This window comes from Streptomyces sp. PA03-5A, assembly GCF_033792725.1.
Classification (GTDB): domain Bacteria; phylum Actinomycetota; class Actinomycetes; order Streptomycetales; family Streptomycetaceae; genus Actinacidiphila.
This window is the reverse complement of record NZ_JARAVL010000031.1, coordinates 1-24,809: the sequence shown is the minus strand read 5'-3', so window position 1 is coordinate 24,809 and position 24,809 is coordinate 1. Positions and strand designations below refer to the sequence as shown.

The following is a 24,809-nucleotide window of genomic DNA, read 5'->3' as shown; positions in this document are numbered from 1 at the left end:
CGAGGCGGGCGAGCAGCGCACGCCGTCGCAGCCACCCCATGCCCTGGACGTGTGGAGTGGCGCGCCGCTGTTCGTCACGGACGGCGTCGACGATCAGCACCTCATGGCCGCGCCCGACCGAGCGGCTCGCCGGGCGCCCCACGGCTACCCGCCAAGCCGGGCGCCGGCGCGAGAGGATTCCCGCGTGCCGCACATGACAGCCGAAGAGGCCGCCGACTGCCTCGGCATCGCCGACGAGCACCTCTCCGCGTTCGTCGCCATCGTGGACGCACTGCGCACCCCCGACGCCCGGCGGGCCGAGATCGAGCGGCTGCGCGCCGAACTCGAAGCCGTTGACGAGGTGCTCCGCGAGGCGGGGATCGACCATCCGACCGGCGCCCTGGGCGTCCACGACCTGCACAGCATGCGCGACATCGCCCGCGAGGACGCCGACGAGGACGCCCGGGCGGCACGAATCGTCGCCGCCCTCAGACGCACGAGGAACAGCCTGCCCGCGGAAGTCCTCGCCGCCCTCGACGAGTACGACGCGGCTTCGACGTGACGGGCGAGAATTGCGTGGCGCACAGGGGCAGACGCAGTGCCGAGGACCTCGTCGTCCACGTGCACGTGGGAGCCGCCGCTGTCCCAAGGCGGGGCATCACGGTCGTCACCCGGTGCTCCGCTCCTCCAGCCTGCCCCTCCGTCCGGTCGACCGCACCCTGTGAGGCAGCTCCGCGCCGATGACGCGGGGCGCGGGCCTCAGCCGGGCCCGCGCCGACCGGTCGGCGTCACCCGCGCCCCAGCCCGCCAGGGGTGCGTGACATGCCGTGCTCCTGGGCGCGAGCGCCACCGGGACGCGTTGTTGCCGCAGCGAGCGCGAGGACCAGGCCGATCGCTCCGACGATCACGTTGTTCGTGATGGTGCGCCACGTACTGACATCTCCCGCGATGCACCAGGGCGAGATGATCGTCCACAGGGCGATGACCGCCGCAGCCCAGGCCTTGGAGTGGGTGCGCTCGAAGCCTCGCCCCGCCCCGCCCATGAGCAGGGCGTACGCGATACCGGCGATGAGGTTGTTGACGGCGATCGTCGACAGCGCATTGAAGCCCAACAGCGCGTTGAAACCCGCGATCCACGGTGACGTGGCCAGATAGACGCCGGTGAGCAGACCCATGGCCCTGATGGCCTGACCGCGATGGGTCGCGGTCGCACGCTCGTAATCGGCGCGAAGTTCCAGCAGATCGGGGTGCTGCTCGATGCCGGGTTGTGTGCGCGACATACGGACCATCTCCCGCCATTTTGGTCATTCCACATATCCCCCTTACCCGGACCCATGCATTCGATTCCGGTCGTTTCCGACCAGGTACGACGCGGAGATCCAGCCGCCGGCAGGGCGGGGGCGCGGTCGGCGGGGGCCCGGAACGTCCGGGGGCGTCGGCGGCGGTGACGTGGCAGACCTCGGCGACGCACACGCCCGAGGGCGATGAATGCTTTCAATGACAGTGCTGACGGTCCGGGCGAAACGATCGGGATCCACGGACGGCCCGCCCGCACCACCGAGCGGGTGGGTCAGTCCTGGCGCGTGTGAGGTCCGTCCATGCCGCCGAGGACACTCGCGGAGGCGAGCAGGCGCTCGCGCAGCCAGAGGTGCGCCGGGTCGCTGGTGTGACGGGGGTGCCAGTACATCCTCTCGTGGATGTCGGGCAGGGCGACGGGCGGGGGCAGGAAGCGGATGTCGGCTGTCGCGGCGGCGAGTTGGCGTGCCGCCCGCTCAAGGACCAGGCTGGCCAGGGACGTACCCCGGATCAAGAAGGGGACGAGGAGGAAACTCTCCACCGTGAACTCGATCCGGCGTGGCGTGCCGAGCCGGGCGAGGTGCTGGTCGGCCAGGTTGAGTTGCCGGTCCGGCCCGATGCTGTACACGAGGTGCGGAAGACGGAGATATTCGTCGATCGTTATTCGCTGCGTCGAGCCGGCCGGGTTCGCGGCGTCGACGGCGCACAGCCATTGGTCGCCGAACAACGGATACGACGGGAATCCGGTGTCGCCCATCAACTCTTTCGGTTCGATGATCAGCTCGGCAACATCGGAGTCGAGCAATTGCCGCGGATCTCTCGATCGGGGAAGGACGTGGATCGTCACGCCGGGGGCCTCGGCGGCCACCGCTTGAACGAAGGGGCTCAGCAATACCAGCGTCGCGTAGTCGGACGCGCTGATGGAGAAGCTCCGTACGTCCGTGGCCGGGTCGAATTCGGAACGCTGCGCCATGGTCCGCTCGACCAGGTCGAGGATCTCCCGTACGGGTCGCACCAGCCGCTCGGCCTCTGCCGTGAGGGCGAGTTCCCTGCCCTGCCGCACCAGGAGCGGGTCACCGAACAGTTTCCTGAGGCGGGCGAGCGACGAGCTGGTCGCGGGCTGACTGAGGCCCAGACGCCGCCCCGCGCGGCTGACGTTGCGCTCGGCCAGCAGGGCGTCCAGAGCCACGAGCAGATTCAGATCGACGTTCCGCAGGTTCATCTTCCCTGACCAGTCCATATATTCGCGGCGCAAATACCGCGAATTCAACATATGCATTTGACGGTTGTGTTGCGCAGATCATAGCGTCCCGGTCCAGCGGTGCGGCCCGGACGGCCGAAACTGCGTCAGGTTTCCCCTCCTGGGCGGTGGCACCCGCGCCGTCGCCGGTTTGGAGAGATCGGATGATGGAATCAGGAAATACCGGCAACGGCCCGTACGGGAAAGACACCGTGCGGCTCGACGCCGCGTCGCGGCCGACGGAAAGGACGACGGATGCCGATGTGTTCCGCTCCGCAATGCGCCGGGTGGTCGGCGGATTGGCCGTGGTGACCACCCGTCATGACGGCCGCGCCTGGGGAATGACCGTCAGCGCGTTCGCCTCGGTCTGTCTGGAGCCGCCGACGGTGCTGGTGTGCGTCAACGAGCGCACGGTCACCGCTGCGGACATCCACCGCGAGAGCCGTTTCGCCGTCAACCTGCTCAGCCTGGACCAAGTCCCCGTGTCACAGCTGTGCTCACGCCAGGGAACCGTGAAGTTCGTCGACGACCACGTCGTCGCGGGCAGCGAACTGCCGGCCGAGGTGAATTCGCCGGTGCTGCGGGATTCGCTGGTGACCTTCGACTGCGAGACGACCGAGGCACGGCCCGTGGGCAGCCACCTCGTCGTCATAGGCAACGTGCGGGCCGTCGTCGCGCCCGACCTCCGCTCCCCCCTGCTGTTCGGGCAGGGACGCTACCAGCGCGGCGTGGACATGGAGGCGGTACCGGCGATGACGGAGGCGGTGGCATGACGCCGGCCGGTCCGGCGGCCCGCCTGTACGAGGCCGCCACCTTCCACCGTCACACGAACGACAGCACCACGGGAGACACGCCATGAGGACCGGCAAGGAATACCTGGAGTCGCTGCGCGACGGCCGCAAGGTCTACGTCGGGGGCGAACTCGTCGAGGACGTCACCACCCACCCCAAGACCCGCGGGTACGCCCAGGCGATCGCCGAGTACTACGACCTGCACCTGGACCCCGAGCACCAGGAGACCACCACCTTCATCGACGGGAACGGCAAGCGCCAGTCGATGCACTGGTTCCTGCCGCGGTCGAAGGAGGACGCCGTCCGCCGCCGCAAGTACGCCGAGTTCCTGTTCCGGCACTTCAAGGGCGGCATCTTCACCCGCCCGCCGGCCGGTATGAACGTCGTCATGTTCACCCAGGTCGACGACCAGCAGCCGTGGGCCGAGAACTCCCGCTTCACCGGCCCCCGCCGCGACCTTTCGGGCAACATCCAGCGCCAGTGGGAAGAGGTCACCTCCAAGGACCTCGCGATCTCGCCGATGTTCGTCGACGTGCAGTTCGACCGCGGCCGCGACGACGCGCTGGCCGAGACCCCCATGCTGCGCATCATGGAGGAGAACGACGAGGGCATCGTCGTCCGGGGCTGGAAGGCCATCGGCACCTCGCTCCCCTTCGTCAACAACCTCCTGATCGGCAACCTGTGGCGGCCCGGCCAGACGCCCGAGCAGACCATCTACGCGATGGTGCCGCTGGCCACTGAGGGCGTGACCGTGGTGGCTCGGGAATCGCGGGCCCAGCCCGACGCCGACCCCTACGACCGTCCGCTGGCGACCATCGGTGACGAGCTCGACGGGATGGTCTACTTCGACGACGTGCTGATCCCCTGGCCGCAGGTCCAGCACATCGGCAACCCCGACCACGCCAAGTGGTACCCGCAGCGGCAGTTCGACTGGGTGCACCTGGAGACCCAGATCCGGCAGTGCACGCACGCCGAACTCATGGTCGGCCTCGCACTGCTCATCACCCAGGCCCTGGGCACCAGCCGCCAGCCCGTGGTGCAGTCGCAGCTCGCCGAACTGATCCGGTTCCGCGAGACCTGCCGCGCGTTCATGCTCGCGGCCGAGGAGACCGGTTTTGAGACCCCGGGCGGGCTGTACAAGCCGAACAACGTCTACATCGACTTCGGCCGGGCCCACTACCTCGAGAACCAGCACGACATGGTCAACAAGCTGATCGACTTCTGCGGCCGCGGCGTGGTCATCCAGCCGACCAAGCGCGAGCTGGACGACCCCTACATCGGCCCCAAGCTGGAGGAGGCGCTGCGTGGTGCCGAGATCAGCGCCCGGGACCGGATCAAGATCTTCCGGCAGATCAGCGAGCGCTTCCTCACCGAGTGGGGCACCCGCCACGAGATGTTCGAGAAGTTCAACGGCACGCCGCTCTACCTGATCAACATGCTCACCATGCAGCGCACCGAGTACCAGGTCGACGGGCCGCTCACCCAGCTCGCCCGCGACGTCCTCGGCTTCGGCGACACCTCCGAGCTGGGCCGGCGGGCGCAGGAGGCGGAGAAGGCCTCGCACTACGCCGGCGTGCGCTTCCAGCCCGGGTACGCCCGTGGCCAGGACGTCCACGAGGGCTACATCGGCCCTCGGCCGGAGGAGGCGGCCGACCGGCCGTGACGACACCTCCCCTGGTCGTCCTGCGGCCCGGGGCCCTCGGGTCCCGGGCCGCAGGACGGTCCCGACGGCGGGTGGTGTCCCCGCCGTTCCCGGCGTCCGTCATCCCACCGCCAGCAGATGGGCGGGGGCGATGCGTGACTGGGCGCGGACCGGGAGGGCCAGCGCGGCGCAGACGAGGACCACGGCGGCCAGGGTGGCGAGGAGCGCCGCCCCGCCGACGGCCGGGAGCCGCCCGTCCAGGGTGCCCCAGCCGATCGCGAGGACCGTCCCGAGCCCGGTGACCGCACCGGTGAGGCCGCCCAGGAGGGCGAGCAGGGCACCTTCGTGGTAGCTGAGCAGGGCGAGTTCACGGGTCGTCCAGCCGGTGGCGCGCAGGACGGCGAGGTCGGCGGCCCGTTCGCGCATGGACAGCACCAGGACGTCCACGGCGCCGGCGGCTCCCAGGAGCAGCGACAGGGCGACGCTCAGGTAGTCCGCGGTACGGGCCTGTGCGACGACGGCGTTGCCCAGCAGTGACCCGGCCGCCTCGCCGCGGAAGCCCAGGGTGAGGGCGAGCAGGACGGTGAAGGCCGCCACCGCCAGGGCCAGTCCCGCCGCGCCGAGCGCGGTGCGGCCGCGTACCCGCAGCAGGTTGCGTACGGCGAGTCCGAGGACCGAACGTACCGGCGCCGCGCGGCCGGTGGCGGTCACCGGGGGCGTGATCGCGTCCAGGGGCCTGAGCCGGGTGGCGCGCCAGGCCGGGAACAGCCCGGCGGTGACCGCGAGCAGCAGCGAAACGGGCAGCACGAGAGCCGCCTTGGTCCCCGCGTCGGGCAGCTTCAGCAGCAGGCCCAGGACGTAGGCGAGCACGGCGCCCACGGCGCCCGCGCCGAGGCCGATGGCCACGAGTTCGCCGAGGATGAGCCGGAGGATCTCCGGCGGGCTCCAGCCCAGGCAGCGCAGGGTGCCGATCTCGGTGCGGCGTGACCGCACGGAGGCCAGGGCGGCCTGGGCGAGGAAGAGCGCACAGACGACGAGGACCAGTACGAACAGCACGGCGCTCTTGGCGTCGACGGCCTTGAGGATGCGCAGGGCCACGCCCTTGGCGGTCCAGTTCTCGACGACGTCGACGCCGGGCAGCGCGATGGTCTGCGGCGCCGGTGAGCTGCCGATGGTGATGTCCACCTGGAGACCGGGGTACGCGGTGCGGATGCGGCCCGCGACCGCGTTGACCCGGGCCTGTGAGGCGGGGTCGACTCCGGTGACGCCGGCGACCCGGATGCGGATGGCGCTGATGGGCGCCTTGTCCTGCGCGGTCGGCTGCCGGCGGCTCTTGGTGAGGACGGGGAGCGCGTCCAGGGAGGTGAGCATGGTGGGCGGTGCGGCGAGGTAGCCGCCGAGATTGCGGTCCGGACGCAGCGGCCGGTTGTGCAGCGCCGTCCGCCCGGCCTCGTCGGCGCCGGTGACCTGGGGCGAGCGGTAGGTCTCCAGCGGTACCTCGGACAGCGAGGAGAAGCCGGGCAGCTCGGTGGCGTCGTAGCGGCCGACCGGGGTCAGGTACGGGATCGGCGTCCTGCCGTAGTCCTCGTGCGCGCACGTGCGGGTGCCCCAGCAAGAGGTTCCGGGGTGGCTGACGACCTCGCGGAACTGGGTGCCGGTGTTCTCCTCGGGCACGAACTCGACGAACTGGCGGTCGGCGTTGGTGCGCCACACCTCCGGGGACTGGTCGGCGCGGGCGCGCGGGGCCAGGCCCGCCCCGGCGCGGCGGTAGTCGACGGGGCCGACCGTCCAGTAGCTGTCGACCTGCGGGGCGAAGAGGGACTTCCCGGGAAAGCCCCGCTCCAGGTCGGCGCTGACGCGTCCCACCGGCGTGCCGCGAAGGTCGTCGACGAAGTCGTGGGCGGCGGGGCTGCCGAGCTTCGCGCGCAGGGCCGCGGGGTCGCCCGCGTCCAGCCGTTCCACCGTGGCGTTCACCCTCCCGGAGGTGAGGGTCTGGTCGCTGAGCACGGCAGGGATCGTCCAGTAGGGCTCGTTCGACCAGCCCTCCTTGCTGCCCCAGACGGGCTTGTCCCGGTCGGTGAGCATGCGGCCGGAGGTGATGGCGCGTCCGAGGCCGACCAACCGGTCCTCGGCGGCGGGGTCCACCGCCGACAGGAGCACCGGATAGGAGACCGGGATCTCGGCGACCGCCTTGTCCCGCCCCGACCGGCAGGTGAGCCAGGTGTTCATGTCGGGGTCGAACGGCGACGCCTCGCGGCGGTCCTCACGGATGAGATTGGGCTGGAGGGGCCCGAATCCGCCGTCGTCGGTGTGCTCGATGTGGACGTCGGTCTTGTTGTAGTTGTAGTACCAGCACACCGGATAGGTCCGATGGTCCGCGTGCTCCTCCAGCAGCCCTGGGAACGTGGAGTCGGAGAAGGTCTTGGACGGCTCGATCGGATTGCGGCTCAGATACACGTACTGGTCGGCGGTCCGGTAGCGGCCCAGTCCCGCGGTCAGGGTCGGCTTGATCCGCAGTAGCTGGGCGGGCGCCGTGCCGTCCAGGAAGGACGACACGTCGACCTTCAGCGTTCCCGGCACCATCAGGTAGCCGACGTTGGCGACCGGCGCGGCGACCTCGATCCCGGGGATCTTCTTGATCCGGTCGTACTGGCCGAGGCCGATGCCGCCGAAGATCCCGGACAGGAAGTTCGCCTCGACCAGTCCGTCGCCGCGCTCGACCGCGGTCCGGCTCGCGTGGGGGCGCACCAGGACGTCGTACGCGGAGCGGGCGTTCTCCCGGACGGTCTCGGTCGTCCGCGCCTGACTGGTGGTCACCGTCGAGGTGAGCAGGGTGAAGCTGGTCGCGGCCACGAGGATGCCGGCGGCCAGTGCCAGCGCGCGGGCCCGATGACGCCGCAACTGGGACCAGATCATGGCGATCACGGGCGGAGCCCTCCGAGCCGGTCGAGGACGTCGGCGGCCGGCGTCACGCGTTCGTCGGCCACGATCCGTCCGTCGCGCAGGCGCACGATCCGGTCGCAGCTCGCGGCCACCTCCACGTCGTGCGTCGCGACGAGCAGCGTCATCCCGTACTGCTCGGTCAGCGAGAGCAGCAGGTCGACGATCTCCCGGCCGGTCGCGCTGTCCAGGTTGCCGGTCGGTTCGTCCGCGAGCAGCAGGCCGGGCCGGTTGATCAGCGCCCGGGCGACCGCCACGCGCTGCTGCTGACCGCCCGACAGCTCCGAGGGCAAGGCCCCCGCCCGCTGCGCCAGGCCCACGGCCTCCAGGAGTTCCATGGCGCGGGCCCGCCGGTCGAAGTCCACCCGGCGGGGCAGCACCGGCGCCAGGACGTTGTCCAGCACCGTCAGCGCGGGCAGGAGGTGGAAGCGCTGGAAGACGAAGCCGATCCGGCGGCGATGGGCGTCGAGCCCGCCCGGTGTCAGCGCGGTGCCGTCGACCTCCACCGTGCCGGAATCGGGCAGGTCCATGCCACCGACCAGGTGCAGCACGGTCGACTTGCCGGCGCCGGACGGGCCGGTGAGGGCGACGGATTCGCCGTCCCCGATCTCCAGGTCGACGCCGTCCAGCGCCACGACTCCCGGGTGCCGGCGGGACACGTCCCGCAGGGTCACGCTCATGCTTCCGACCACCCCTCATGCATTGCGGCAATGCAGGGGTACATTGTCACAATACAGAGGGGACGCAAAATGCCGCTGCACCACGCAGTGCTCGCACTGCTGTCCGAGGGACCGAGCCACGGCTACGAGCTCAAGGGCCGTTTCGAGGACGCCATCGGCCCGCAGTGGGGCGGCCTCAACATCGGGCACCTGTACCAGATCCTGGACCGCCTGGTGCGCGACGGCCACGTCACCCGGTCCCAAGTGGCACAGAGCGACCGCCCCGACAAGACGCGCTACACCCTCACCGCGCAGGGCCAGGACGAGTTGCACTCCTGGGCGACCACGGCATGGGTCCGCACGGGCGGATTCCGCGACGAGTTGTTCCTCAAGCTGTTCGGAGCCGCCTCACTGGGCTCCGACGCCGTGCACGCCCTGGTGGAGACCCAGCGCCAGACCTACCTCTCCGAACTCGCCGGTCTCACCCGCCTGCGGCGCGGCCACACCGACGACCCTCTGGTGGCACTCCTCATCGACGCCGCCATCGCCCACACCAAGGCGGACCTGGAACTCGTGGAGAGCGCCGTCCAGCGGCTCGCGCCGCTCACGCGGCCCCGTGTCCCGTCTCGAGGGGCGGCGGAGGAACCGGAAGCCCGCGAGCGCAGGGCGACGTAGGGCGAGCCCCGCGCCGTCGCAGTCCTGCCGGGATCATCGCGGACGCGGCGGCGTTCAGCGCGCGGTCACCCAGTCCGGCGTCCAGGTCCCGGCGGCGTCGTGGCCGGCCGCGGCGGCGGCGAGGTGGGCGCGGAGGGTGGCCAGCGCCGGGTGGGGGTTGTCGCGGTGCCACAGGAGCGAGTGCGGGTAGACGGGTGTCGGGTCGGTCACCGGGATGCGGCGCAGGCCGTGGCCCGCCGGCCAGACGAGGCTGGTGTTCCCGCCCATGAAGGTGGCCAGGGCCGGGGTGTCGGCGACGGTGTCGAGGAGCGCGTCGGAACCGAAGTTCGGGCCGGTCGCCTCGATGGTGAGGCCGAACTCGGCGACGAGGTCGTCGTAGTAGGCGGCCCACTCGGTACCCGGCACGATGCCTGGCATCCAGATCCGGTGCCCGGCGAGCTGGGCGACCGTCACCGCCCGGGCGCTCGCCAGCGCGTGGGCGGGGCCGGTGAGGAGCTCGAGCGGTTCGTCGAGCACCCGGACGGACTCGATGTCCTCGGGAAGGGGCCGGCCGGGCGCGGCGACGGCGCGGAAGGACGCGTCGATCTCACCGGACCGGATGGCGGCGACGGCCGTGCCGATGTCGAACAGCATCACCACGTCGAGCTCGATCTCGGGGTGCGCGCGGTGGAAGCCGCGCATCAGGCCCGACGCCGCGCCACGCGAGGCGATGATGTCGACGCGCAGCGGACGGCGGCCGGTGCGCACCGACGCGACCGCGCGCTCGGCGACGCGCAGCAGCTCGCGCGCGTGGGGCAGGAACGCCTGCCCGTCGATGGTGAGCTCGGCGCCGCGCGCCGTGCGGGTGAACAGCCGCACGCCGAGGCTGCGCTCCAGCGCGGCGATGCGCTTGGAGACGGCCTGCTGGGTGACCGCCAGCTCGCCGGCGGCCTCCTGGAACCGCCCCGCGTCGGCGGCGGCGACGAAGGTCCGGACGGTGTCGATGTCCATGTCGGCACCCTACGGCCACAACCGTTGGTTGTGGCCGACGGCTCTGCGGTTGTTTGATCCCAGGCCGCGGGTCTCGCTTTGATGATTCCGATCGCGGATCGGTTGTGCAGGGTGAGTGGCGAGGGGCGTCGGGCATGGGGAGCGGGCACCGGCTGGGACGGCGGTTCGGGTGGCTGTGGGCAGCGTACGGGACCAGCGCGCTCGGCACGTGGCTGGCCTTCGGCGCGTTCCCGCTGATCGCCATCCAGGTGCTGCACGCCGGACCGGCCGAGGTCGCCGCGCTCGCCTCCGTGGGGTCCGCGGTGGGCGCGGCCGTGGCGGTGCCCCTCGGCCCGTGGGTGGAGTTCCGCCGCAAGCGGCACGTGCTGATCGCGATGGACCTGGTGCGGTTCGCGGCGCTGCTGACGATCCCCGCCGCGTTCGCGCTCGACGTCCTCACCTTCCTCCAGCTCCTGCTGGTCTCGGTCGCCGTCGCGGCGGCCGACATCACCTTCCGCGCCGCCTCCGGCGCCTACGTGAAGACCCTGCTGCCGGCCGAGGACCTGCTCGTCGCCAACGCCCGCTTCGAGTCCACGGCATGGACGACCACGATCATCGGACCACCGCTGGGGGGCGCGGCGATCGGGCTCCTCGGCCCGGTGGCGACGGTGGTGGCCGACGCGGCCAGCTACCTGCTCTCGGCCCTGGGCATCCGCGCGACGGGCGGGCACGAGCCGCGGCTCGAGCGCCGGCAGGCCACGCGCATGCGGACCCGGGACCTGCTCGACGGCTGGCGGTACGTCCTCGCCGACCGGGCGCTTCGTCCGCTGTTCTTCAACACCGCCCTGTTCAACGGCCTGGTGATGGCCGTCCAGCCGTTGCTCGCCGTCCTGATGCTCGGCAGGCTCGGGTTCACAGCATGGGAGTACGGCCTCGCCTTCGCGGCGCCGTCGATCGGCGGGCTGCTCGGTTCGCGGCTGGCCCGGCCGTTCGTCACCCGGTTCGGACAGCGCCAGGTCCTGGTCGTCACGGGGGCGCTGCGCGCGCTCTGGCCCGTCGGCCTGGCCTTCCTGGGGCCGGGCACCGGAGGTCTGCTGCTGGTGATGGGGGTCGAGCTGGGGCTCATCTTCTGCTGCGGGATCTTCAACCCCGTCCACGCCACCTACCGCCTCGAGCGCACCCCGGCCGACCGGGTCGCCCGCACGCTGTCCGCGTGGGCGGTGACGACCAAGGCCTCGACCGCGCTCCTGACGGCCGTCTGGGGCGTGCTGGGAGGTCTGCTCGGGGCACGTACGGCCATCGGCCTGGCCGGCGTGCTCCTGCTGGCGACCCCGCTGCTGCTCCCCCGCCGCGCGGCAGCGCACCCGCGAGAGCCGGAGCCGGAGCCGGAGCCGGAGCCGGAGCCGGAGCCGGAGCCGGCGTCGAGCCGCCCCTGACGGGGTGCGCCGTCCCGACCGGCATCCCGCACACGGTGATCGTTTCTGACGGTACGTCAGTGTGTCGTACACGGGTGCTTGTTGTGGACATGATCCATAGAGCACACTGGCGTCGATTCGCACAAAGAATCGAATCGCGGTGACGTGATCACCGCGGTCGCGTCCGACCGCCCGGACCGCCGCCCCGGTGGCGGTCCGCCGTACGCAGCACACCAACGAGGGGGAACCATGTCCGTACGTCCGTCGCGCAGGTCGCTGACCAGCGCCGCAGGCGCCTTCGCCTTAGCCCTGGGATCGACGCTCGCGGGCGCCGCCGTCGCGCCGACCACCGCCGCCGCCGACACGGGCGACCGCACGTCGACCGTGGCCTGCGCGTCCCTGTGGGTCAACGACTCCGGTGGCACGACCCACGCCAGGCTCCGGAACTGCTCCGTCACCTGGGGCAAGAACATCTTCGACGGCTCCTACTGGCAGACGGTGAAGTTCGAGCTGTACGACGCCCTCACCGACGGCGTCTGCGCCAAGTCGAACGTGATCCTGTCGCCCACCGGGGCCAGCTCGCAGGCGAGCGAGTGCAACGGCCTCTACACCGCGAAGTCGGCGACCTTCAGCGGCCGGGCCACCAACATCTTCATCAGGATCGCCTACGGCTCCAACTCGACCTACGGCAAGATCAGCACGAACGTCGCACCGCCGTCCGGTTTCTGACAGCCGCCGCCGGCGGGTTCGCCCCACCGGAACCACGCCGGCGCCAACGGGAGGGGATCAAGCATGCGATCGACACGCAAGGCGAAATGGGCGGCACTGGCCGCCGGAGTGCTCGCCGTACCGGCGGCCCTGGTCGTGAGCACCGCGGGGCCGGCGACGGCCAACGCGTCCTGCGGTCAGGGCGCCTGGGGCACGGACGGCACGGACGTGCGCATGACGCCGGGCGTCAGCGCGAACATGCGCAGCGGCTCCAGCGCGGCGTGCGGGGTCGTCGGCTGGGCCGACAACCAGGACGTCCTGATCTACTACTGCTGGACGTCCGGCCAGAACGGCACCTGGACGTACCTCTACAACCAGCACGACGACCGCACCGGATGGGTGAAGGACTCACTGCTGCCCTACAACGGGTCCAACCAGTACTGCGGCTTCTGACAGCCTGTCCGGCACCCCGGCACCCCGGCACCCCGGCACCGCGGCACCCCGGCACTCCGGCGGCGCCGGCCCGCACCGCGCACCGCGCATTGGTGGGGGCCGGCGCCGCATCGCCGATCGCTAGCCCTTGCGCCGCTCGTCGATGTGGTCCGCCTCCTGCTCCGCTCCGGTCGCGGACCAGTTGGCGAGGATCGTCAACGCGTCCTCGGCGGCGGACCCGGGGGGCGCGCTGTAGACGACCACGCTCAGGCCGCTTTCGTCGGGCAGGCTCATCGTTTCCTGATCGAGTTCCAGGTCGCCCACGAGAAGATGGTTGAGGCGCTTGGTGCTGTCGCGGAAGACATGCACGTCGTGGGCTCCCCACAGCATGCGGAAGGCGTCGCTGCGGGTGGACAGTTCACCGACCAGGTTCGTCAGTTCCCGGTCGTAGGGGTGCCTTCCCGCTTCGACACGCAGGGCGCCGACGGCGAAACGGGCCATGCGTTCCCAGTCGGCGTAGAACCGCCCGGCCGCGGGATGGAGGAACGCGAACCGGGCGACGTTCGCTCCGCAGGTCGGGTCGGCGTACATCTCCGCGTACAGGGCCCGGCCCAGGGGGTTGGCGGCCAACATGTCGAGGCGGTTGTTCATCACGAACGCCGGCATCCGCGGCATCCCCTCGACGATCCGCGCCACGCTCGGCCGCACCGCGGGCCGGCTCTGCTGCGGCACCCGTACCCGCGCCGCGGGCGCCGGTCCCGCGGCACGGGCGAGGTCGTACAGGTACATGCGCTCGGTGGCGTCGAGCCGGAGCGCCTGGGCGAGGGCGTCCAGCACGCTGTCGGAGACACCTTTGAGGTTGCCGCGCTCCAGGCGCGTGTAGTACTCGACGCTGACCCCGGCGAGCGTGGCCACCTCACCCCTGCGCAGTCCGGGCACCCTCCGCTGACCGTACGTCGGCAGCCCGGCCTGCTCGGGGGTGATCTTGTCGCGTCTGGAGCGGAGGAAGGCGCTGACGGCGTCCCGGTTGTCCATACGGACAGGGTAGGCAGGCCGCGCGAAGCGTGGGGGACCCTGGCAGTACCCCTCACGGCAGGGACTCCCCCGCCCCGGCCGTCCGGCGTTGCATGGTGTGTGCCCCGATCGCCCGGGGCCCCACCTTCATGGGTGGACAGGACCGGAAGGACGCAGACGATGAACAAGACGACCGAGACGGTGACTCAGAGCCCCGCGGATGTCGTGCGGGGGCTGTACGCAGCGCTGAGCAGGGACGACGTACCGGGTGTCCTGGAAAGGCTCGCCCCCGAGGTGATCGTCGACGAGCCGAACCAGCTCCCGTACGGCGGTGTGCACCAGGGCCGCGAGGTGTTCGTGCAGTCGGTCCTCGGCGCGATGATGGGCTACGCCGCCGTCGCCATCACCGCGGCCGAGGTGTACGAGGGGCCGGCCGGCGTCGTCGGCACGCTCACCGGAACGCTCACGGCCCACACCACCGGTGAGGAGTTCCCGCTGACCATGGTGGAGATCCACCAGGTCGAGGACGGCACGGTGCGCAAGATCGACGTCTACACCAAGAACCCCCAGGAACTCGCCGCGTTCTACGCGCGGGCCGAGGCCGGCATCCGCTGACGACCGCCCCGGGCGGTCGGCGAGACGTCCGTCCGGTCGCTGCCGGTCTACGCGGCCGGAGCGGGCCCTCCTGGTGGGACTGTGCGCGTGGTCCATCGACGGGGTTCGGGTGAGGAACGAGGCGGTCGTGTCCGACCGGAAGCCTCCTGGTCAGGGCTGAGCAGGCCGGCGCAGGCCGCTTTCCCGCCCGCGGAGGATGCCGGGGGTGCCAGTCTGTGCGGCATGGAGAAAAGTACGGTGTGGATCGATCTGTCCGAACTCGACCCGGGCAGCGTGTCCGCCGCCCGGTGCACCTGGCACGGCGACCGTGCCCACCCGTGTACGGACGACCCCGTGACCGGGGTGGTCGACCGCGCCGGAAAGCGGTTCTCGGCTTGCGCCGAAGCGGCCCGCGCCGTGGCCGCGGACCGCGGCGTCCCTCTCCCGTCGACGGCGCTGTAGAGGAGCAGAGGGCAGGGGTACGGTCGTGCTCTGCGACCCGGGTGGTGTGGGGTGCGGAAGCGGGAACGATCCTCAGGGGTGCACGCGGTACTCGGTGATCAGGTAGTCGGCCTCGTCGTCCACGGAGTTCGTCTCCCAGTCGAGGTGGATCTCGGTGGGGTGTCCGTCGGGCGCGAACACCGCGTCCGCGACATCCGCCTTGTCCGCCCGGGCCTGCCGGAGCTGGGTGAGGAGGTCGCGCAGGGTCCGCACGTTCTGCGGCTCGCGGGCGATGGTCTGCCGGGCCGGCTCGTCGAGACCGACCGCCTCGGCCACCCTGCCGTCCGCCACGGTGATCCGGTACTTGCCCAGGCCACCGCGTTCGCCGCCTTCGGAGAGCAGCGTGAAGGAGTACCGCGCTGGCTCGGCCCATCGGGGCTCCGGGGCCGTTTCGGTATCGGAGCCGCAGGCGGTCGCGGTGAGCGCGAGCGCTGATACCGCGGTGAGCAGGAGTGCGTGAGGTCTCGGCATCGGCGTGCCTTTCCGTGGTGGGCTGTCGCTCCGACGCGACGGGCGGCGATCCGGTTCCGCGGCGGGGTGCGCGGTACGGGGTGCCGGCGAGGCTGTGCCGGCTCAGTCCTCGATCAGAGCCTTTCCGTAGTTGGCCATGGACCGGTTGTACCGCGGCAGATGCTCGGCCAGGGCGATCAGGACGAGGGACAGCCCTTCGCGCTCACGGCCGAGTGAGGCGAGGCACAGCGCGGTGACGGCGTCGAGAGCGTCATCGAGGTGGTCCGGGCCGTGGGCGCGCTCGGCCTCCAGCATCGCCAGGCCCGTGGCCGCGTCGCCGGTGTTGCGCAGGGAACTGGACATCTGGATCACGGCGCGGCGGCGGTTCTCGCCGGTCAGGCCGCCGCGTTCGAGCGCCTCGCGGTAGAGCGGGACGGCCGCGCCGGAATGGCCCCAGGAGTCGCGGGCGCAGGCCCTGTGGAACAGGCCGTCGGCATCTCCTTCGGGCAGTTCGGCCGCGAGCGCGTCGATCTGCGCGAGGAACGCGGCCTCCTCGTGGTCGTCGATGACGGCGAACAGCGCGGCGGCGCGGCGGTTGACCTCGGCGTGCCGGCCGCCCGGCTCCGCATGGTCGGTGACGTCGTGCATGCCGTACTCCTTCGATTCCCCGGTGAGTTCGACCGGTCCCGGCCGAGGTGATCAATCCTGGCCAGGCGGTTAGGATCACCACCAGTGATTCGGTACGGGCCGAATCACCGTCGCCGGCGCACGACGCTCGGGACACGGAACCCACGGGGGTGGGCGTGGGCATCAGCCTCGGCTTCGGGCCGTCCGACCTGGCCCGCTGCCGGTTCGCCTACTCCCCGGTCTTCGAGACCCTCGCCGCAGTACGCATCGCGACCGGAGCGCGGGGCCCTGGACCCGGGCCGCATCACCGTCGGTGGCTGCAGGAGGCGCTGCCCCGTCTGCAGGCGGTCGACCTGCGGCCGCTCACTCTGCTGCAGCCACGTCGCGGCTACACCCCGGACTTCCTCTCCCTGCCCCCGCTCACCTCCTCCCCGGACTTCGACGGCGAGCTCACCCGGATGGCAGCCACGCCCGCTTCCGTCGTGCGCCGCGAGATCGAGATGTCACTGCTCGACACCCCGGGTGCCCAGGCCGGCGAACTCGGGCGGCTGCTGCTCGGCGACCCGGCCGACGTGCTCGGGCTCCTCACACAGTTGGTGCGCGCGGCGTGGCAAGCGCTCGTCGAACCGGTGTGGCCGCAGGTGCGCGCAGCGCTGGAGGCCGACATCGCCTACCGCTCGCGGCGCCTTGCCGAAGGCGGTCTGGACGGCCTGTTCGCCGATCTCGACCGGACGTTGCACTGGACCGGCGACACCCTCGTACGCGACCCCGGCGGCAACGGGCACGTCGCGCTCGCCGGGCGTGGCGTGCTGCTCATGCCCAGCGTGTTCAAGTGGGACGAGGCGATCGTGATCACGCAGCCGCCCTGGCAGCCGGCGGTCGCCTACCGGGCCCGGGGCCTGGGCAACCTCTGGCAGCCGACGCATGAACTCCCGAGCGCCGCCCTGGCACGACTCGTCGGGGGCACCCGCCACGGTCTCCGAACACCTGAAGGTGCTGCGCGACAGCGGCCTCGTCGTCGGGGCGCGACACCGTCACGAGATCCGTTACCGGCGTACACCGTTGGGGTCAGCGCTCGTCCACGGCAACGAATAGGCGGTCAGCACCGTCCCTCGTCATCCGCTCAACCCCTACCCTCCGTTCCTCCGACCCGGTCACCGGGGTCGGCGGTCCGACCCCGGCCGGAGTTTCCGATGAGCCGCCCTGCGCCGCCACCGGTTTCCATTCCGACCGGTGGCGGCGCATCTCAGGCGACGGCGCCCTCGTCCGGCGGAGCGGACGCCGCCGGGCGCGCCGGCTCACTGAAGGGGGTATCCGCCCGGACCGGCGAAGACCGCGTCGGCGACGGGACGTTCCTCTCGTCCGACGGCGTGTTCGCGAACGCGTTCTGCCACACCAGGGTGGCCGAGCCGCCACCGTCCATGTTCAGGGCGTCCACCGCGCCGAGGTCGTGGAGCAGGTGGGCCGGCTCCAGGCGGGTCGCACCTTTGCCCGCGCCCCCGTCGACCGTCACGAGCGGGGCGCTGACGGAGCGGAGTCGCCCTTGCGGGCATTGGCATGGGCGAGTGCACGAGGCTTCCGGTACGGCGGGGCGGTGTCAGTGGGGGGTCCTAGGGTGCTCCCGTGGATGTTGATGATCTCGAGTGGCAGCGGGTCCATCTCGGCGGCGTTCCGCCGCGGATCGTGGACGAGATCCTCGAACACGGCGGGCTGGAGACGCTGGTGGAGGCGGCGCAGGAACGCGGGGACTGGTTCTGCGCCGAGGGCGCGGTCCGCGGACTGTGCGCCGGGGGTGAGTTCGAGCGGGCCTGGGATGTGATCGAGCCGTTCGCGGCCACCGGCTGGCAGCCCGCGGTCCGAGTCGGCGCCGACGTCCTGATGGGGTGGGGCCGCATCGAACAGGCATTGGAGCTGGCGGACCCCGAGCAATGGGACGAGGAGACGCCCGACACGTGGCCGGACTACGCCGAGGTACTGGTCAAGGCCGGGCAGGTGGACGAGGCGATCGACGTGCTCGTGCCGCACCTGTGCGACGGATGGGTGCTCCGGTCCCTGGTGCGGATGACCGAGGGCCAGGGGCGCGACGACCAGGTGCTGGAGCTGCTCGCCCCGATGGCCGAGGAGTTCCGGCGCGGGCAGGAGCAGTGCAGGTGCGGCGGCCATGGCCTGTGGGAGGTCCTGCCTGCGCAGGCTCTCGTCCTGGAGCGGTCCGGCAGGGCGGATGAGGCGATCGGTTTGCTTGGCGCGGATGTGGCCGCGCGCCGGTACGGGCCGCAGAACACCGTTGAGTTCTATACCGAGTTGCTGGTACGGCACGGGCGGATCGAGGAGCTGCACGAGCTCGCCACCGGCACCCAGATGTCCGTCGCCGCCCGCCCCTACGTGACGGCCCTGGAGGACCTGGGACGGGCCGGGGACGCAGAGGCGTACCTCCGCCGCCTCATCGCCACCGCCGAGCATGCGACCAGGTACCGGAACGAACTGCTCGAGCTGCTGGTCCGGCAGGGTCGGTTCGAGGAGGCCATCGAGGCGGTGGCGTCCACGTTCGACGACCCCTACGAGAACCTCCTCCAGCCCACGATGCTCCTGCTGGCCGAACACGGGCACCCCGGCAGAGCCGTGGAGCTCACGGAGGGGCGCAGCGCCGAGTTCCTCGAGGAGAGCGGGTACTGGCTCCCCTCCAACCGTTGGTGGCTGATGGGCGAAGTGGGGCGCTGCCGTGAGGCCATCGCGGAGATAGAGGCACTGCCGCCGGACGAGGTCGACGACCGGGACGTGACCATCGCACTGCTGCTCGCGAAGGACGGCTGCGCGGAGGAGGCCATCGCCCACCTCCGCGAGCACCCCGGCCGCTGGTCAGCGACCGAGCTGGCCCGCTTGTTGGTCCAGCAGGGCCGCTGCGCGGAAGCCATCGCCGCCATTCCCGACGTCACCACCCAACGAGAGGAACAACGGCGCGCCTGGGCCCGCTGAGAAACACGCAAACACCTGTCTGCGCGATCAGCCCCGTGACCAGCGCGGCGAAGGTGCGGAACGCAGGCGCCGTGAAGTTCCCCGCCACCAACTCCAAGATGGCGAGCAATGAGGCGGGGACGGTCGGGTCCGGACCCGCGCTGCCCTATGACGCCACATCACCCGCCTGAGCGACCCCACGACAATCAACGAAGACGTCGAAGTCGAGGAGGAGTTCGAGAAGTCGCCCTGGAGCCCGGAGTGGCAGGTAATGATCGGTGTCGGCCATCACCTCCAGCCGCGCGCCGGGGATGCCGTCGGCATGATCACCGGACCCGGCCAGGCGCAGGCCGTCGTCGCCTCCGGCAGGGCCGACGCCGTCCTCCTCGGCCGCGTGCTGCTGCGCGACCCGTACTGGGCGCGCCCCGCGGCCACGGCACTGGTCGGGAAGGTCACCACCCCCGTCCAGTACCACCGCGCTTGGCGTCGGCGCCGCAGCGGCAGGAGGACCCAGGGCGTCCACTGCGGTGAGGCGGGCAACGCGGTCCGGCCGGCAGATGTGTCCCTGCCGGCCGGACCGTCGTGCCAGTGGGGGTCTCAGCCGTTGACCGCGGCCTCGAACTGACGGCGGACGCTCTCCGAGATACGGCCGCGGTCGCTGATCTCCACGCCGTTCGACTTCGCCCAGGCACGCACCGCGGCATTGTCGGCACCGACCTGCGTCCGCTGCTGCGGCACTCCCCTGCCACGGCTGCGCGACTGCTTGCGGGCAGCCTTCTGGAACGGAGCGAGCGCATCGCGCAACGCAGCCGCATTGTCGTCGCTGAGGTCGATCTCGTACTCACGCCCGTCGAGGCCGAAGTTCACCGTCTCGTGAGCGGTACCGCCGTCGATGTCATCGACCAGCAGAGTCTGCACGCGCTGCGCCATTTTTCTTGTTCCTTTCCCGGACAACCAACGTGACCCTACACGCAATGGGGATAGGCGACCTTGGCGAGTTGCGTGACGGTTGTTGATGCGTTTGGAACGCTCACTCCTCGGCTGGTCAGGGTCATTTCCGATCCGCTCGGCAGCCGTAAGTGCCGGGGGACACGTTCCTGTGAATCCGGAAGGCCCGCGGGATCGGACATCCCTCGGCGACGGGCCGCGCGAAGGCCGGTCGTTCGGGACAGCACGTGTGCCCGCCGTGTTCACCGCCCGCAAGGTAAGGGGCGAAATATTCGGTGCGCATGCGGTCGGCCGACGCCGTCGCTGCACCGTACCCGGGAAATCCCTGGGGCGGACGGTGAAAGGTCACCCCGGCGGCGCATCACGGGCGGCCGGCGCCGTCATCTCTTCGGCCACGGTTCGTTAGCCCGGAAGACCCAGGACATCACCTGTCGGTCCGCCACCGTCGGTGCCGCCCGAACCCAAGTGACCGGCGTCCTGCCGGAAGGGAGCTTCCCGTGGTCCTCACCAAGTCTGCCGGCCGCCGCGCCGGCGTGCTGCTGGCGACGGGTGCCGTCTGTGCTGCGACAGCCCTCCCGGGCTGCTCGTCCGCCACGCGCAGCCCGGGGGCTGCGGCCCCCTCTCGCTCGGCGTCCGCCGTCACCGTCACCGTCACCGTCGACACCATGACGTCCGACTTTCCCGCCCGGGCGAACAATCGCCTTTCCGCGGGACCAGGGCCGTGCACCGAACTGGAGGCCCATCTGGGCAACAGCCAGGTCGACGCGGGACATCAGCGGGATCTCATCGTCCTCATCAACACCTCGACCCGGCCATGCGCGCTGTGGGGCTATCCTTCCGTTGCCGTCGCAGACAGGAATGGCAGTCGCGTCGCGACCAGGATCACGCACGATGGCGGCCAAGCCTTCTACACTGAACCCGCTCGCCGCCTTGTCGTGCAGCCTTCGGGCGAAGCCTCGTTCAACGTCGCGTGGCAACGCGTGCCGGAAGGGGTGAGCGACGTCTGCCGTGCCGGCTCCGCATACATCGTGGGCGCTCCGATTGCCGCCCGCACGGCATACCTCCCCATCGACGTTTCACCTTGCTCGCACGGTCTCCTGGCGGTGTCGGCTTTCGTGCCGGGCAACGTGGGCATCAACGCCTAGCCGTCGGTGGAGGCCTATTGCCCACCCTTTCCCCTGGGTGCCTGCCGAAGACGCGTGTGGGTCCGCGTCGTCCGTCCACGGGGCCTGTCACCCTCCTGACCTTCGCGCCGTCTACAGCAGTCAGACCTGGCGTGCCGTCACCCGTCGAGCCGAATGCAAGCTGACACGCCGTGCACGCATCGGACACGGCTCGTATGGTCGGTACGCAGGCAGGACCGACCCTGAAGATGCGCAGACAGGGTTGTACCAATGGGGTTCGGCCGCTTCCCGTGTGGGGGCGGCCGTCCACATCAGGCGGCGCGGCACGCACTGCCGCCGGTAGCTCCGGCCTCACCTTCGGGCGACGTGGACCCCCCGCAGGGGTGGTGCGGAACTCCCGGCCGAACTCGATCAACTGCTCGTAGTCCTCATCGTCCTCGCAGCCCTCTCGCCTCGGCGTCGGGAGGGTGGGCACCGCGGTGCCCACCCTCCGTCAGACCGCGCCCCCGGCGCTTGAACGGCGCCGGTTCAGGTCGTCCCGCGGCGCTCCCGGGCCGCACGCGAACGCAGACCGAGGCGGATGGCGAGGGCGGCCACGCCCGTCAGGATCGCGGTCCTCGCCCACAGCGTCCCGGAGGCGTAGGGGACGGCGGCCGCCACCTCGTACGGGTACAGCAGGACGAAGAGCGGGGCCACGACCAGTACCGCCGCGCAGAGCGCCCCGTGGCGCACGCGGGCCAGGGCGAAGGACGCCGGGAAGGCCAAATTTGCCTTGCCAGCAATCGACTTGTGTACGAGGAAATATGGCGCTAGGTTTCTCGGTGTCGGCGGCACCCCAGCGGCGCACCGGCGAAGGACACGACCCGCACTGCCCAAGGAGAACAACCACCATGAACGACACCACCGCCCGCCCCGCCCCGCACAGGCCCACGGTCGTCCTGGTGCACGGCGCGTTCGCGGACTCCTCCAGCTGGAACGGCGTCATCGAGCACCTGCGTCAGGCGGGGCATCCGGTCCTCGCGCCGGCCAACCCGCTGCGGGGCCTGGCCAGTGACGCCGCGTACCTCGCCAGCGTGCTGAAGAGCGTCGACGGACCCGTCGTGCTCGCCGGGCACTCCTACGGCGGCGCCGTGATCAGCCAGGCCGCCGAGGGGGATCCGAAGGTCAAGGCCCTGGTGTACGTCGCCGCCTTCATCCCCGAGAAGGGCGAGAGCGCCCTGCAGCTGTCCAACGCCTACCCGGGCAGCACCCTCGGCCCGAACCTCGACGCGGTGCCCTTCCCGCTGGCCGACGGCGGCACCGGGACCGACCTGTACATCAAGACCGACAGCTTCCACGACCAGTTCGCCGCCGACGTGCCGCAGTCCGTGACCGACCTGATGGCCACCACCCAGCGCCCGGTCGCCGCGGCGGCCCTGGAGGAGACGGCCACCGCGGCCGCCTGGCGGTCGATCCCCTCGTGGAGCCTGGTCGCCACCGCGGACCGCAACATCCCGCCGGCGGCGCAGCGCTTCATGTCCGAGCGCGCCAAGGCCCGCACGGTGGAACTCGACGCCTCCCACGCGGTGTCGGTCTCCCAGCCCGAGGCCGTCGCCCGCATCATCCGGCAGGCCGCCGAGAGCGCCACCGGCTGACCAGGCTTCCGGCAGGTGTTCTGAGGGGTTGCCCAGGCCCGTGGCAGTCACTAGGTTCGATCGGGTGACTGCCGGGTCGGCCTTGAGCCATGCACGAGTTGGGTCGCCGGCCTCGGCGTGAGCACGAGGCGGGCAAGAGCCCCGCCTTCCTTCCGAGTCTCCCCGCGGCGCCCCACGCGGTGCCTGTTCCCCGCGAATTCGAGACCCGGAGACCGATGTCACCCATGCCGAACGACCAGCAGAACCCGTACGCGAACCAGCCGCCCGCGGCTCCCGCCCGACTGGACCACACCGCTGTCTACGCCCGGGACCGGCAGTTGTCGGCCGAGTTCCTGGCCGTCATGCTGGGCCTGAGGGTCGGCGCGCCCATCGGTCCGTTCCTCCCCGTCGATCTCGGCAACGGCGTCACACTCGACTACTACGAGAAGCTCGACGAGCCGGTCCAGTCGCAGCATTACGCGTTCCTCGTGTCCGAGGAGCAGTTCGACGAGGTGATCGCCCGCCTGGAAGCGGTGGGGGTCACCTACTACGCCGACCCCGGCCATGCCGAGCCCGGCCGGGTCAACCGCCTGTTCGGTGGTCGTGGCGCGTACTTCGCCGACCCGGACGGTCACAACATGGAGGTCATGACCCGGACCTACACCCGTCCGTAGTCGGCGGCAGTCGACCCGCCGTTCCTCCTGGCCCCGGGCGGTGAAGCCCGGGGCCGGATGAGGGTGGGGGCCGGTTCACCAGTGCGGTGACCGCATAGGTTCGCCGGGTTGGTGGTCGGGAGCCGACCCACGCGGTCACAGCGCCAGGGGCGTCCATGTTCCGAACGCGGCGGAAGCGGCCGTGCCGCGCGCACCACCGATCCGGTGACACGGCGACTGGTCGGCGCAGTGGCCTGGGTACAGTCGCCCGATGTTGTGTATCGACCTTCCGATCGCCACTGCCCGGCTGATACTCCGCCCGTTCCGGCCCGACGACGCGGAGGACGTTTGCGAGTACCAGCGCCGGCCCGACGTCGCCCGCTTCATGCGATGGGAGCCGCGCGGACCGGAGGACGTCCGGGTGGCGGTGGAGCAAATGGCCCGGGAGACCACACTGGACTCGGACGGGGACTGTCTCAGCCTGGCGGTCGTCGAGCCGGGCACGGGGACGGTCGTCGGGCAGGTCGAACTGGTCCTGATCAGCGCGGAACACCGCCAGGGCGAGCTCGGCTATGTCTTCCACCCCGCCCACCAGGGCAAGGGCTTCGCCACCGAGGCCGCCTTCGCCGTCCTGCACCTGGCATTTGACGCACTGGAGCTGCACCGGGTGATCGGCCGCTGCCACGCGGACAACGCCGCCTCCGCCGGGCTCCTCGAACGGCTGGGCATGCGCCGGGAGGCCCATTTCATCGGAACGGAGTTCTTCAAGGGGGCATGGCGCGACGACCTGGTGTACTCCCTACTCCGGCGGGAGTGGCGGGCTTCACCCGTCCCCCGGTACACGCCACGCACCCCTGAAATAGGCACGGGAACTTGCCCTTGAGTGAGATCAACGAGCAACCCGGCGAACCCATGCGGTCACAGCACTCGGGCGTGTATCGAAAGCGCAGGTCACAGCGACTCGTTGATGGCTGCGGCCAGCACGATCGTGCAACGGTGGCGAGATCATCGAATCCGTCCGGCCGGGGAATCGTCCGGCGGATCACTGGGTTGACGAGTCAGTACTCGAGATCTTTCAAGGAGCCGACGTGTCCGACGAACCCGCTGTCCGCGAGCTCCGCTTAGTGGTCACGGCAGCCGACTATGATGCGGCGCTGCACTTCTACCGCGACGTCCTCGGCCTGACCGAGCGCGGCGCCTTCACCTCTCCCGACGGACACGTCACCATCCTCGATGCCGGCCGAGCCACCTTGGAGCTGACTGATCCAAACCACGCTGCCTTCATCGACGAAGTCGAGGTAGGGCGGCGAGTAGCTGGCCACATTCGGGTTGCCTTCCAGGTCGACGACTCCGCCGCCACCACTTCGAAGCTGGCCGCCGCCGGAGCTCAGGTGGTCGCCGGGCCGACGCGCACCCCCTGGAACTCACTGAACTCCCGGCTTGAGGCACCGGGCGCTCTTCAGCTGACCCTCTTCACCGAGCTCGACACTTACTGATCGTTTCAGAATGAGATCGGCGTGTCGGCTGGCAGTCAATGATCTTCATCGGCAGGGTCTGCGGAGTGTCCGATGATCTTGTCCCTGATGA

The 24,809-nt window shown here is 70.8% G+C and carries 28 protein-coding genes and 1 pseudogene; 18 read left to right on the top strand and 11 right to left on the bottom strand.

Annotation, left to right across the window (positions count from 1 at the left end):
• The first annotated feature begins 184 nt into the window (after positions 1 to 184).
• A complete protein-coding gene (locus tag PV410_RS31995) occupies positions 185 to 541 on the top strand; it encodes a hypothetical protein (RefSeq protein ID WP_500329249.1) in 357 nt (118 codons plus the stop codon).
• Between the two features lie 226 nt (positions 542 to 767).
• On the opposite strand, the gene PV410_RS31990 is transcribed toward PV410_RS31995, so the two are convergent.
• Both PV410_RS31990 and PV410_RS31985 read right to left on the bottom strand, forming a co-directional pair.
• Entirely contained in the window at positions 768 to 1,259 is a 492-nt protein-coding gene (locus PV410_RS31990; protein ID WP_500329248.1) for an SPW repeat protein, read from the bottom strand.
• Between the two features lie 290 nt (positions 1,260 to 1,549).
• Positions 1,550 to 2,497, bottom strand: coding sequence for a LysR family transcriptional regulator (locus PV410_RS31985; protein ID WP_500329247.1), 948 nt, complete (start codon positions 2,495 to 2,497; stop codon positions 1,550 to 1,552).
• 230 nt (positions 2,498 to 2,727) lie between these two features.
• Here PV410_RS31985 and PV410_RS31980 point away from each other — a divergent pair, with 230 nt between their 5' ends.
• Together PV410_RS31980 and PV410_RS31975 are read left to right on the top strand one after the other, a co-directional pair.
• A complete protein-coding gene (locus PV410_RS31980; protein WP_500329246.1) occupies positions 2,728 to 3,288 on the top strand; it encodes a flavin reductase family protein in 561 nt (186 codons plus the stop codon).
• Between the two features lie 82 nt (positions 3,289 to 3,370).
• Complete coding sequence (locus tag PV410_RS31975; protein ID WP_500329245.1) at positions 3,371 to 4,969, top strand: 4-hydroxyphenylacetate 3-hydroxylase family protein; 1,599 nt, start codon at positions 3,371 to 3,373, stop codon at positions 4,967 to 4,969.
• A gap of 99 nt (positions 4,970 to 5,068) precedes the next feature.
• Here PV410_RS31975 and PV410_RS31970 read toward each other — a convergent pair whose 3' ends face one another.
• Positions 5,069 to 7,864, bottom strand: coding sequence for an ABC transporter permease (locus PV410_RS31970; protein WP_500329313.1), 2,796 nt, complete (start codon positions 7,862 to 7,864; stop codon positions 5,069 to 5,071).
• A 5-nt stretch (positions 7,865 to 7,869) separates the two neighbouring features.
• Positions 7,870 to 8,568, bottom strand: coding sequence for an ABC transporter ATP-binding protein (locus tag PV410_RS31965; RefSeq protein WP_500329244.1), 699 nt, complete (start codon positions 8,566 to 8,568; stop codon positions 7,870 to 7,872).
• A 69-nt stretch (positions 8,569 to 8,637) separates the two neighbouring features.
• Between PV410_RS31965 and PV410_RS31960 the strand changes: the two genes are divergently transcribed.
• Positions 8,638 to 9,222 carry a PadR family transcriptional regulator gene (locus tag PV410_RS31960; RefSeq protein WP_500329243.1) on the top strand — a complete coding sequence of 195 codons (585 nt, stop codon included), beginning with the start codon at positions 8,638 to 8,640 and terminating at the stop codon, positions 9,220 to 9,222.
• A gap of 54 nt (positions 9,223 to 9,276) precedes the next feature.
• Here the strand turns inward: PV410_RS31960 and PV410_RS31955 are convergent, their stop codons facing one another.
• Positions 9,277 to 10,212, bottom strand: a complete 936-nt coding sequence (locus PV410_RS31955; protein WP_500329242.1) for a LysR family transcriptional regulator — start codon at positions 10,210 to 10,212, stop codon at positions 9,277 to 9,279.
• 134 nt (positions 10,213 to 10,346) lie between these two features.
• On the opposite strand from PV410_RS31955, the gene PV410_RS31950 reads away from it, so the two are divergent.
• From PV410_RS31950 to PV410_RS31940, 3 genes are all read left to right on the top strand, one after another.
• Positions 10,347 to 11,627, top strand: coding sequence for an MFS transporter (locus PV410_RS31950; RefSeq protein WP_500329241.1), 1,281 nt, complete (start codon positions 10,347 to 10,349; stop codon positions 11,625 to 11,627).
• 228 nt (positions 11,628 to 11,855) lie between these two features.
• Positions 11,856 to 12,335: a hypothetical protein gene (locus tag PV410_RS31945; protein WP_500329240.1), complete on the top strand. Its 480-nt coding sequence runs from the start codon at positions 11,856 to 11,858 to the stop codon at positions 12,333 to 12,335.
• Positions 12,336 to 12,398: 63 nt separating this feature from the next.
• On the top strand, positions 12,399 to 12,767 hold the full coding sequence (locus tag PV410_RS31940; RefSeq protein ID WP_500329239.1) for an SH3 domain-containing protein: 369 nt from the start codon (positions 12,399 to 12,401) through the stop codon (positions 12,765 to 12,767).
• A gap of 120 nt (positions 12,768 to 12,887) precedes the next feature.
• Here PV410_RS31940 and PV410_RS31935 read toward each other — a convergent pair whose 3' ends face one another.
• On the bottom strand, positions 12,888 to 13,781 hold the full coding sequence (locus PV410_RS31935; RefSeq protein WP_500329238.1) for a helix-turn-helix domain-containing protein: 894 nt from the start codon (positions 13,779 to 13,781) through the stop codon (positions 12,888 to 12,890).
• Between the two features lie 159 nt (positions 13,782 to 13,940).
• On the opposite strand from PV410_RS31935, the gene PV410_RS31930 reads away from it, so the two are divergent.
• Together PV410_RS31930 and PV410_RS31925 are read left to right on the top strand one after the other, a co-directional pair.
• The gene (locus tag PV410_RS31930; protein WP_500329237.1) at positions 13,941 to 14,375 is read left to right on the top strand and encodes a nuclear transport factor 2 family protein; all 435 of its coding nucleotides are present in this window, start codon (positions 13,941 to 13,943) and stop codon (positions 14,373 to 14,375) included.
• Between the two features lie 222 nt (positions 14,376 to 14,597).
• Positions 14,598 to 14,816, top strand: a complete 219-nt coding sequence (locus PV410_RS31925) for a hypothetical protein (protein WP_500329236.1) — start codon at positions 14,598 to 14,600, stop codon at positions 14,814 to 14,816.
• 72 nt (positions 14,817 to 14,888) lie between these two features.
• Here PV410_RS31925 and PV410_RS31920 read toward each other — a convergent pair whose 3' ends face one another.
• Both PV410_RS31920 and PV410_RS31915 read right to left on the bottom strand, forming a co-directional pair.
• A complete protein-coding gene (locus PV410_RS31920; protein WP_500329235.1) occupies positions 14,889 to 15,326 on the bottom strand; it encodes a DUF6174 domain-containing protein in 438 nt (145 codons plus the stop codon).
• 102 nt (positions 15,327 to 15,428) lie between these two features.
• On the bottom strand, positions 15,429 to 15,953 hold the full coding sequence (locus PV410_RS31915; RefSeq protein WP_500329234.1) for a tetratricopeptide repeat protein: 525 nt from the start codon (positions 15,951 to 15,953) through the stop codon (positions 15,429 to 15,431).
• 437 nt (positions 15,954 to 16,390) lie between these two features.
• Between PV410_RS31915 and PV410_RS31910 the strand changes: the two are divergent.
• Together PV410_RS31910 and PV410_RS31905 are read left to right on the top strand one after the other, a co-directional pair.
• Positions 16,391 to 16,765 (top strand): annotated as a pseudogene (locus PV410_RS31910) (DUF5937 family protein); the annotation flags it as partial.
• A 91-nt stretch (positions 16,766 to 16,856) separates the two neighbouring features.
• Positions 16,857 to 17,027, top strand: coding sequence for an ArsR family transcriptional regulator (locus tag PV410_RS31905; protein WP_500329233.1), 171 nt, complete (start codon positions 16,857 to 16,859; stop codon positions 17,025 to 17,027).
• 151 nt (positions 17,028 to 17,178) lie between these two features.
• Here PV410_RS31905 and PV410_RS31900 read toward each other — a convergent pair whose 3' ends face one another.
• Positions 17,179 to 17,445: a phosphodiester glycosidase family protein gene (locus PV410_RS31900; protein WP_500329232.1), complete on the bottom strand. Its 267-nt coding sequence runs from the start codon at positions 17,443 to 17,445 to the stop codon at positions 17,179 to 17,181.
• Between the two features lie 110 nt (positions 17,446 to 17,555).
• On the opposite strand from PV410_RS31900, the gene PV410_RS31895 reads away from it, so the two are divergent.
• Both PV410_RS31895 and PV410_RS31890 read left to right on the top strand, forming a co-directional pair.
• The gene (locus PV410_RS31895) at positions 17,556 to 18,905 is read left to right on the top strand and encodes a tetratricopeptide repeat protein (protein ID WP_500329231.1); all 1,350 of its coding nucleotides are present in this window, start codon (positions 17,556 to 17,558) and stop codon (positions 18,903 to 18,905) included.
• Between the two features lie 301 nt (positions 18,906 to 19,206).
• Complete coding sequence (locus PV410_RS31890) at positions 19,207 to 19,509, top strand: hypothetical protein (RefSeq protein ID WP_500329230.1); 303 nt, start codon at positions 19,207 to 19,209, stop codon at positions 19,507 to 19,509.
• Here the strand turns inward: PV410_RS31890 and PV410_RS31885 are convergent.
• On the bottom strand, positions 19,482 to 19,814 hold the full coding sequence (locus tag PV410_RS31885) for a histone-like nucleoid-structuring protein Lsr2 (RefSeq protein WP_500329229.1): 333 nt from the start codon (positions 19,812 to 19,814) through the stop codon (positions 19,482 to 19,484). The two genes, PV410_RS31890 and PV410_RS31885, sit on opposite strands and share 28 nt — an antisense overlap.
• 515 nt (positions 19,815 to 20,329) lie before the next feature.
• On the opposite strand from PV410_RS31885, the gene PV410_RS31880 reads away from it, so the two are divergent.
• A complete protein-coding gene (locus PV410_RS31880) occupies positions 20,330 to 20,977 on the top strand; it encodes a DUF4232 domain-containing protein (protein WP_500329228.1) in 648 nt (215 codons plus the stop codon).
• Between the two features lie 507 nt (positions 20,978 to 21,484).
• Here the strand turns inward: PV410_RS31880 and PV410_RS31875 are convergent.
• Positions 21,485 to 21,721, bottom strand: coding sequence for a hypothetical protein (locus PV410_RS31875; protein WP_500329227.1), 237 nt, complete (start codon positions 21,719 to 21,721; stop codon positions 21,485 to 21,487).
• A 125-nt stretch (positions 21,722 to 21,846) separates the two neighbouring features.
• Between PV410_RS31875 and PV410_RS31870 the strand changes: the two genes are divergently transcribed.
• From PV410_RS31870 to PV410_RS31855, 4 genes are all read left to right on the top strand, one after another.
• On the top strand, positions 21,847 to 22,590 hold the full coding sequence (locus tag PV410_RS31870) for an alpha/beta fold hydrolase (RefSeq protein WP_500329226.1): 744 nt from the start codon (positions 21,847 to 21,849) through the stop codon (positions 22,588 to 22,590).
• Positions 22,591 to 22,814: 224 nt separating this feature from the next.
• Positions 22,815 to 23,243 (top strand): VOC family protein, encoded by a 429-nt coding sequence (locus PV410_RS31865; RefSeq protein WP_500329225.1) that lies wholly within the window; start codon positions 22,815 to 22,817, stop codon positions 23,241 to 23,243.
• 250 nt (positions 23,244 to 23,493) lie between these two features.
• Complete coding sequence (locus tag PV410_RS31860) at positions 23,494 to 24,105, top strand: GNAT family N-acetyltransferase (RefSeq protein WP_500329224.1); 612 nt, start codon at positions 23,494 to 23,496, stop codon at positions 24,103 to 24,105.
• Positions 24,106 to 24,310: 205 nt separating this feature from the next.
• Complete coding sequence (locus tag PV410_RS31855) at positions 24,311 to 24,718, top strand: VOC family protein (protein WP_500329223.1); 408 nt, start codon at positions 24,311 to 24,313, stop codon at positions 24,716 to 24,718.
• The last annotated feature ends 91 nt before the right edge of the window (positions 24,719 to 24,809 follow it).

Bases quoted from the DNA above. Each gene is read 5' to 3' on its own strand.
- PV410_RS31890 (WP_500329230.1), top strand. From the start codon at position 19,207: ATGATCACCGGACCCGGCCAGGCGCAGGCCGTCGTCGCCTCCGGCAGG.
- PV410_RS31935 (WP_500329238.1), bottom strand. From the start codon at position 13,781: ATGGACAACCGGGACGCCGTCAGCGCCTTCCTCCGCTCCAGACGCGAC.
- PV410_RS31960 (WP_500329243.1), top strand. From the start codon at position 8,638: ATGCCGCTGCACCACGCAGTGCTCGCACTGCTGTCCGAGGGACCGAGC.
- PV410_RS31985 (WP_500329247.1), bottom strand. From the start codon at position 2,497: ATGAACCTGCGGAACGTCGATCTGAATCTGCTCGTGGCTCTGGACGCC.
- PV410_RS31860 (WP_500329224.1), top strand. From the start codon at position 23,494: ATGTTGTGTATCGACCTTCCGATCGCCACTGCCCGGCTGATACTCCGC.
- PV410_RS31990 (WP_500329248.1), bottom strand. From the start codon at position 1,259: ATGTCGCGCACACAACCCGGCATCGAGCAGCACCCCGATCTGCTGGAA.
- PV410_RS31905 (WP_500329233.1), top strand. From the start codon at position 16,857: ATGAACTCCCGAGCGCCGCCCTGGCACGACTCGTCGGGGGCACCCGCC.
- PV410_RS31940 (WP_500329239.1), top strand. From the start codon at position 12,399: ATGCGATCGACACGCAAGGCGAAATGGGCGGCACTGGCCGCCGGAGTG.
- PV410_RS31920 (WP_500329235.1), bottom strand. From the start codon at position 15,326: ATGCCGAGACCTCACGCACTCCTGCTCACCGCGGTATCAGCGCTCGCG.
- PV410_RS31965 (WP_500329244.1), bottom strand. From the start codon at position 8,568: ATGAGCGTGACCCTGCGGGACGTGTCCCGCCGGCACCCGGGAGTCGTG.
- PV410_RS31955 (WP_500329242.1), bottom strand. From the start codon at position 10,212: ATGGACATCGACACCGTCCGGACCTTCGTCGCCGCCGCCGACGCGGGG.
- PV410_RS31950 (WP_500329241.1), top strand. From the start codon at position 10,347: ATGGGGAGCGGGCACCGGCTGGGACGGCGGTTCGGGTGGCTGTGGGCA.
- PV410_RS31925 (WP_500329236.1), top strand. From the start codon at position 14,598: ATGGAGAAAAGTACGGTGTGGATCGATCTGTCCGAACTCGACCCGGGC.
- PV410_RS31930 (WP_500329237.1), top strand. From the start codon at position 13,941: ATGAACAAGACGACCGAGACGGTGACTCAGAGCCCCGCGGATGTCGTG.
- PV410_RS31970 (WP_500329313.1), bottom strand. From the start codon at position 7,864: ATGATCTGGTCCCAGTTGCGGCGTCATCGGGCCCGCGCGCTGGCACTG.
- PV410_RS31870 (WP_500329226.1), top strand. From the start codon at position 21,847: ATGAACGACACCACCGCCCGCCCCGCCCCGCACAGGCCCACGGTCGTC.
- PV410_RS31975 (WP_500329245.1), top strand. From the start codon at position 3,371: ATGAGGACCGGCAAGGAATACCTGGAGTCGCTGCGCGACGGCCGCAAG.
- PV410_RS31865 (WP_500329225.1), top strand. From the start codon at position 22,815: ATGCCGAACGACCAGCAGAACCCGTACGCGAACCAGCCGCCCGCGGCT.
- PV410_RS31915 (WP_500329234.1), bottom strand. From the start codon at position 15,953: ATGCACGACGTCACCGACCATGCGGAGCCGGGCGGCCGGCACGCCGAG.
- PV410_RS31885 (WP_500329229.1), bottom strand. From the start codon at position 19,814: ATGGCGCAGCGCGTGCAGACTCTGCTGGTCGATGACATCGACGGCGGT.
- PV410_RS31945 (WP_500329240.1), top strand. From the start codon at position 11,856: ATGTCCGTACGTCCGTCGCGCAGGTCGCTGACCAGCGCCGCAGGCGCC.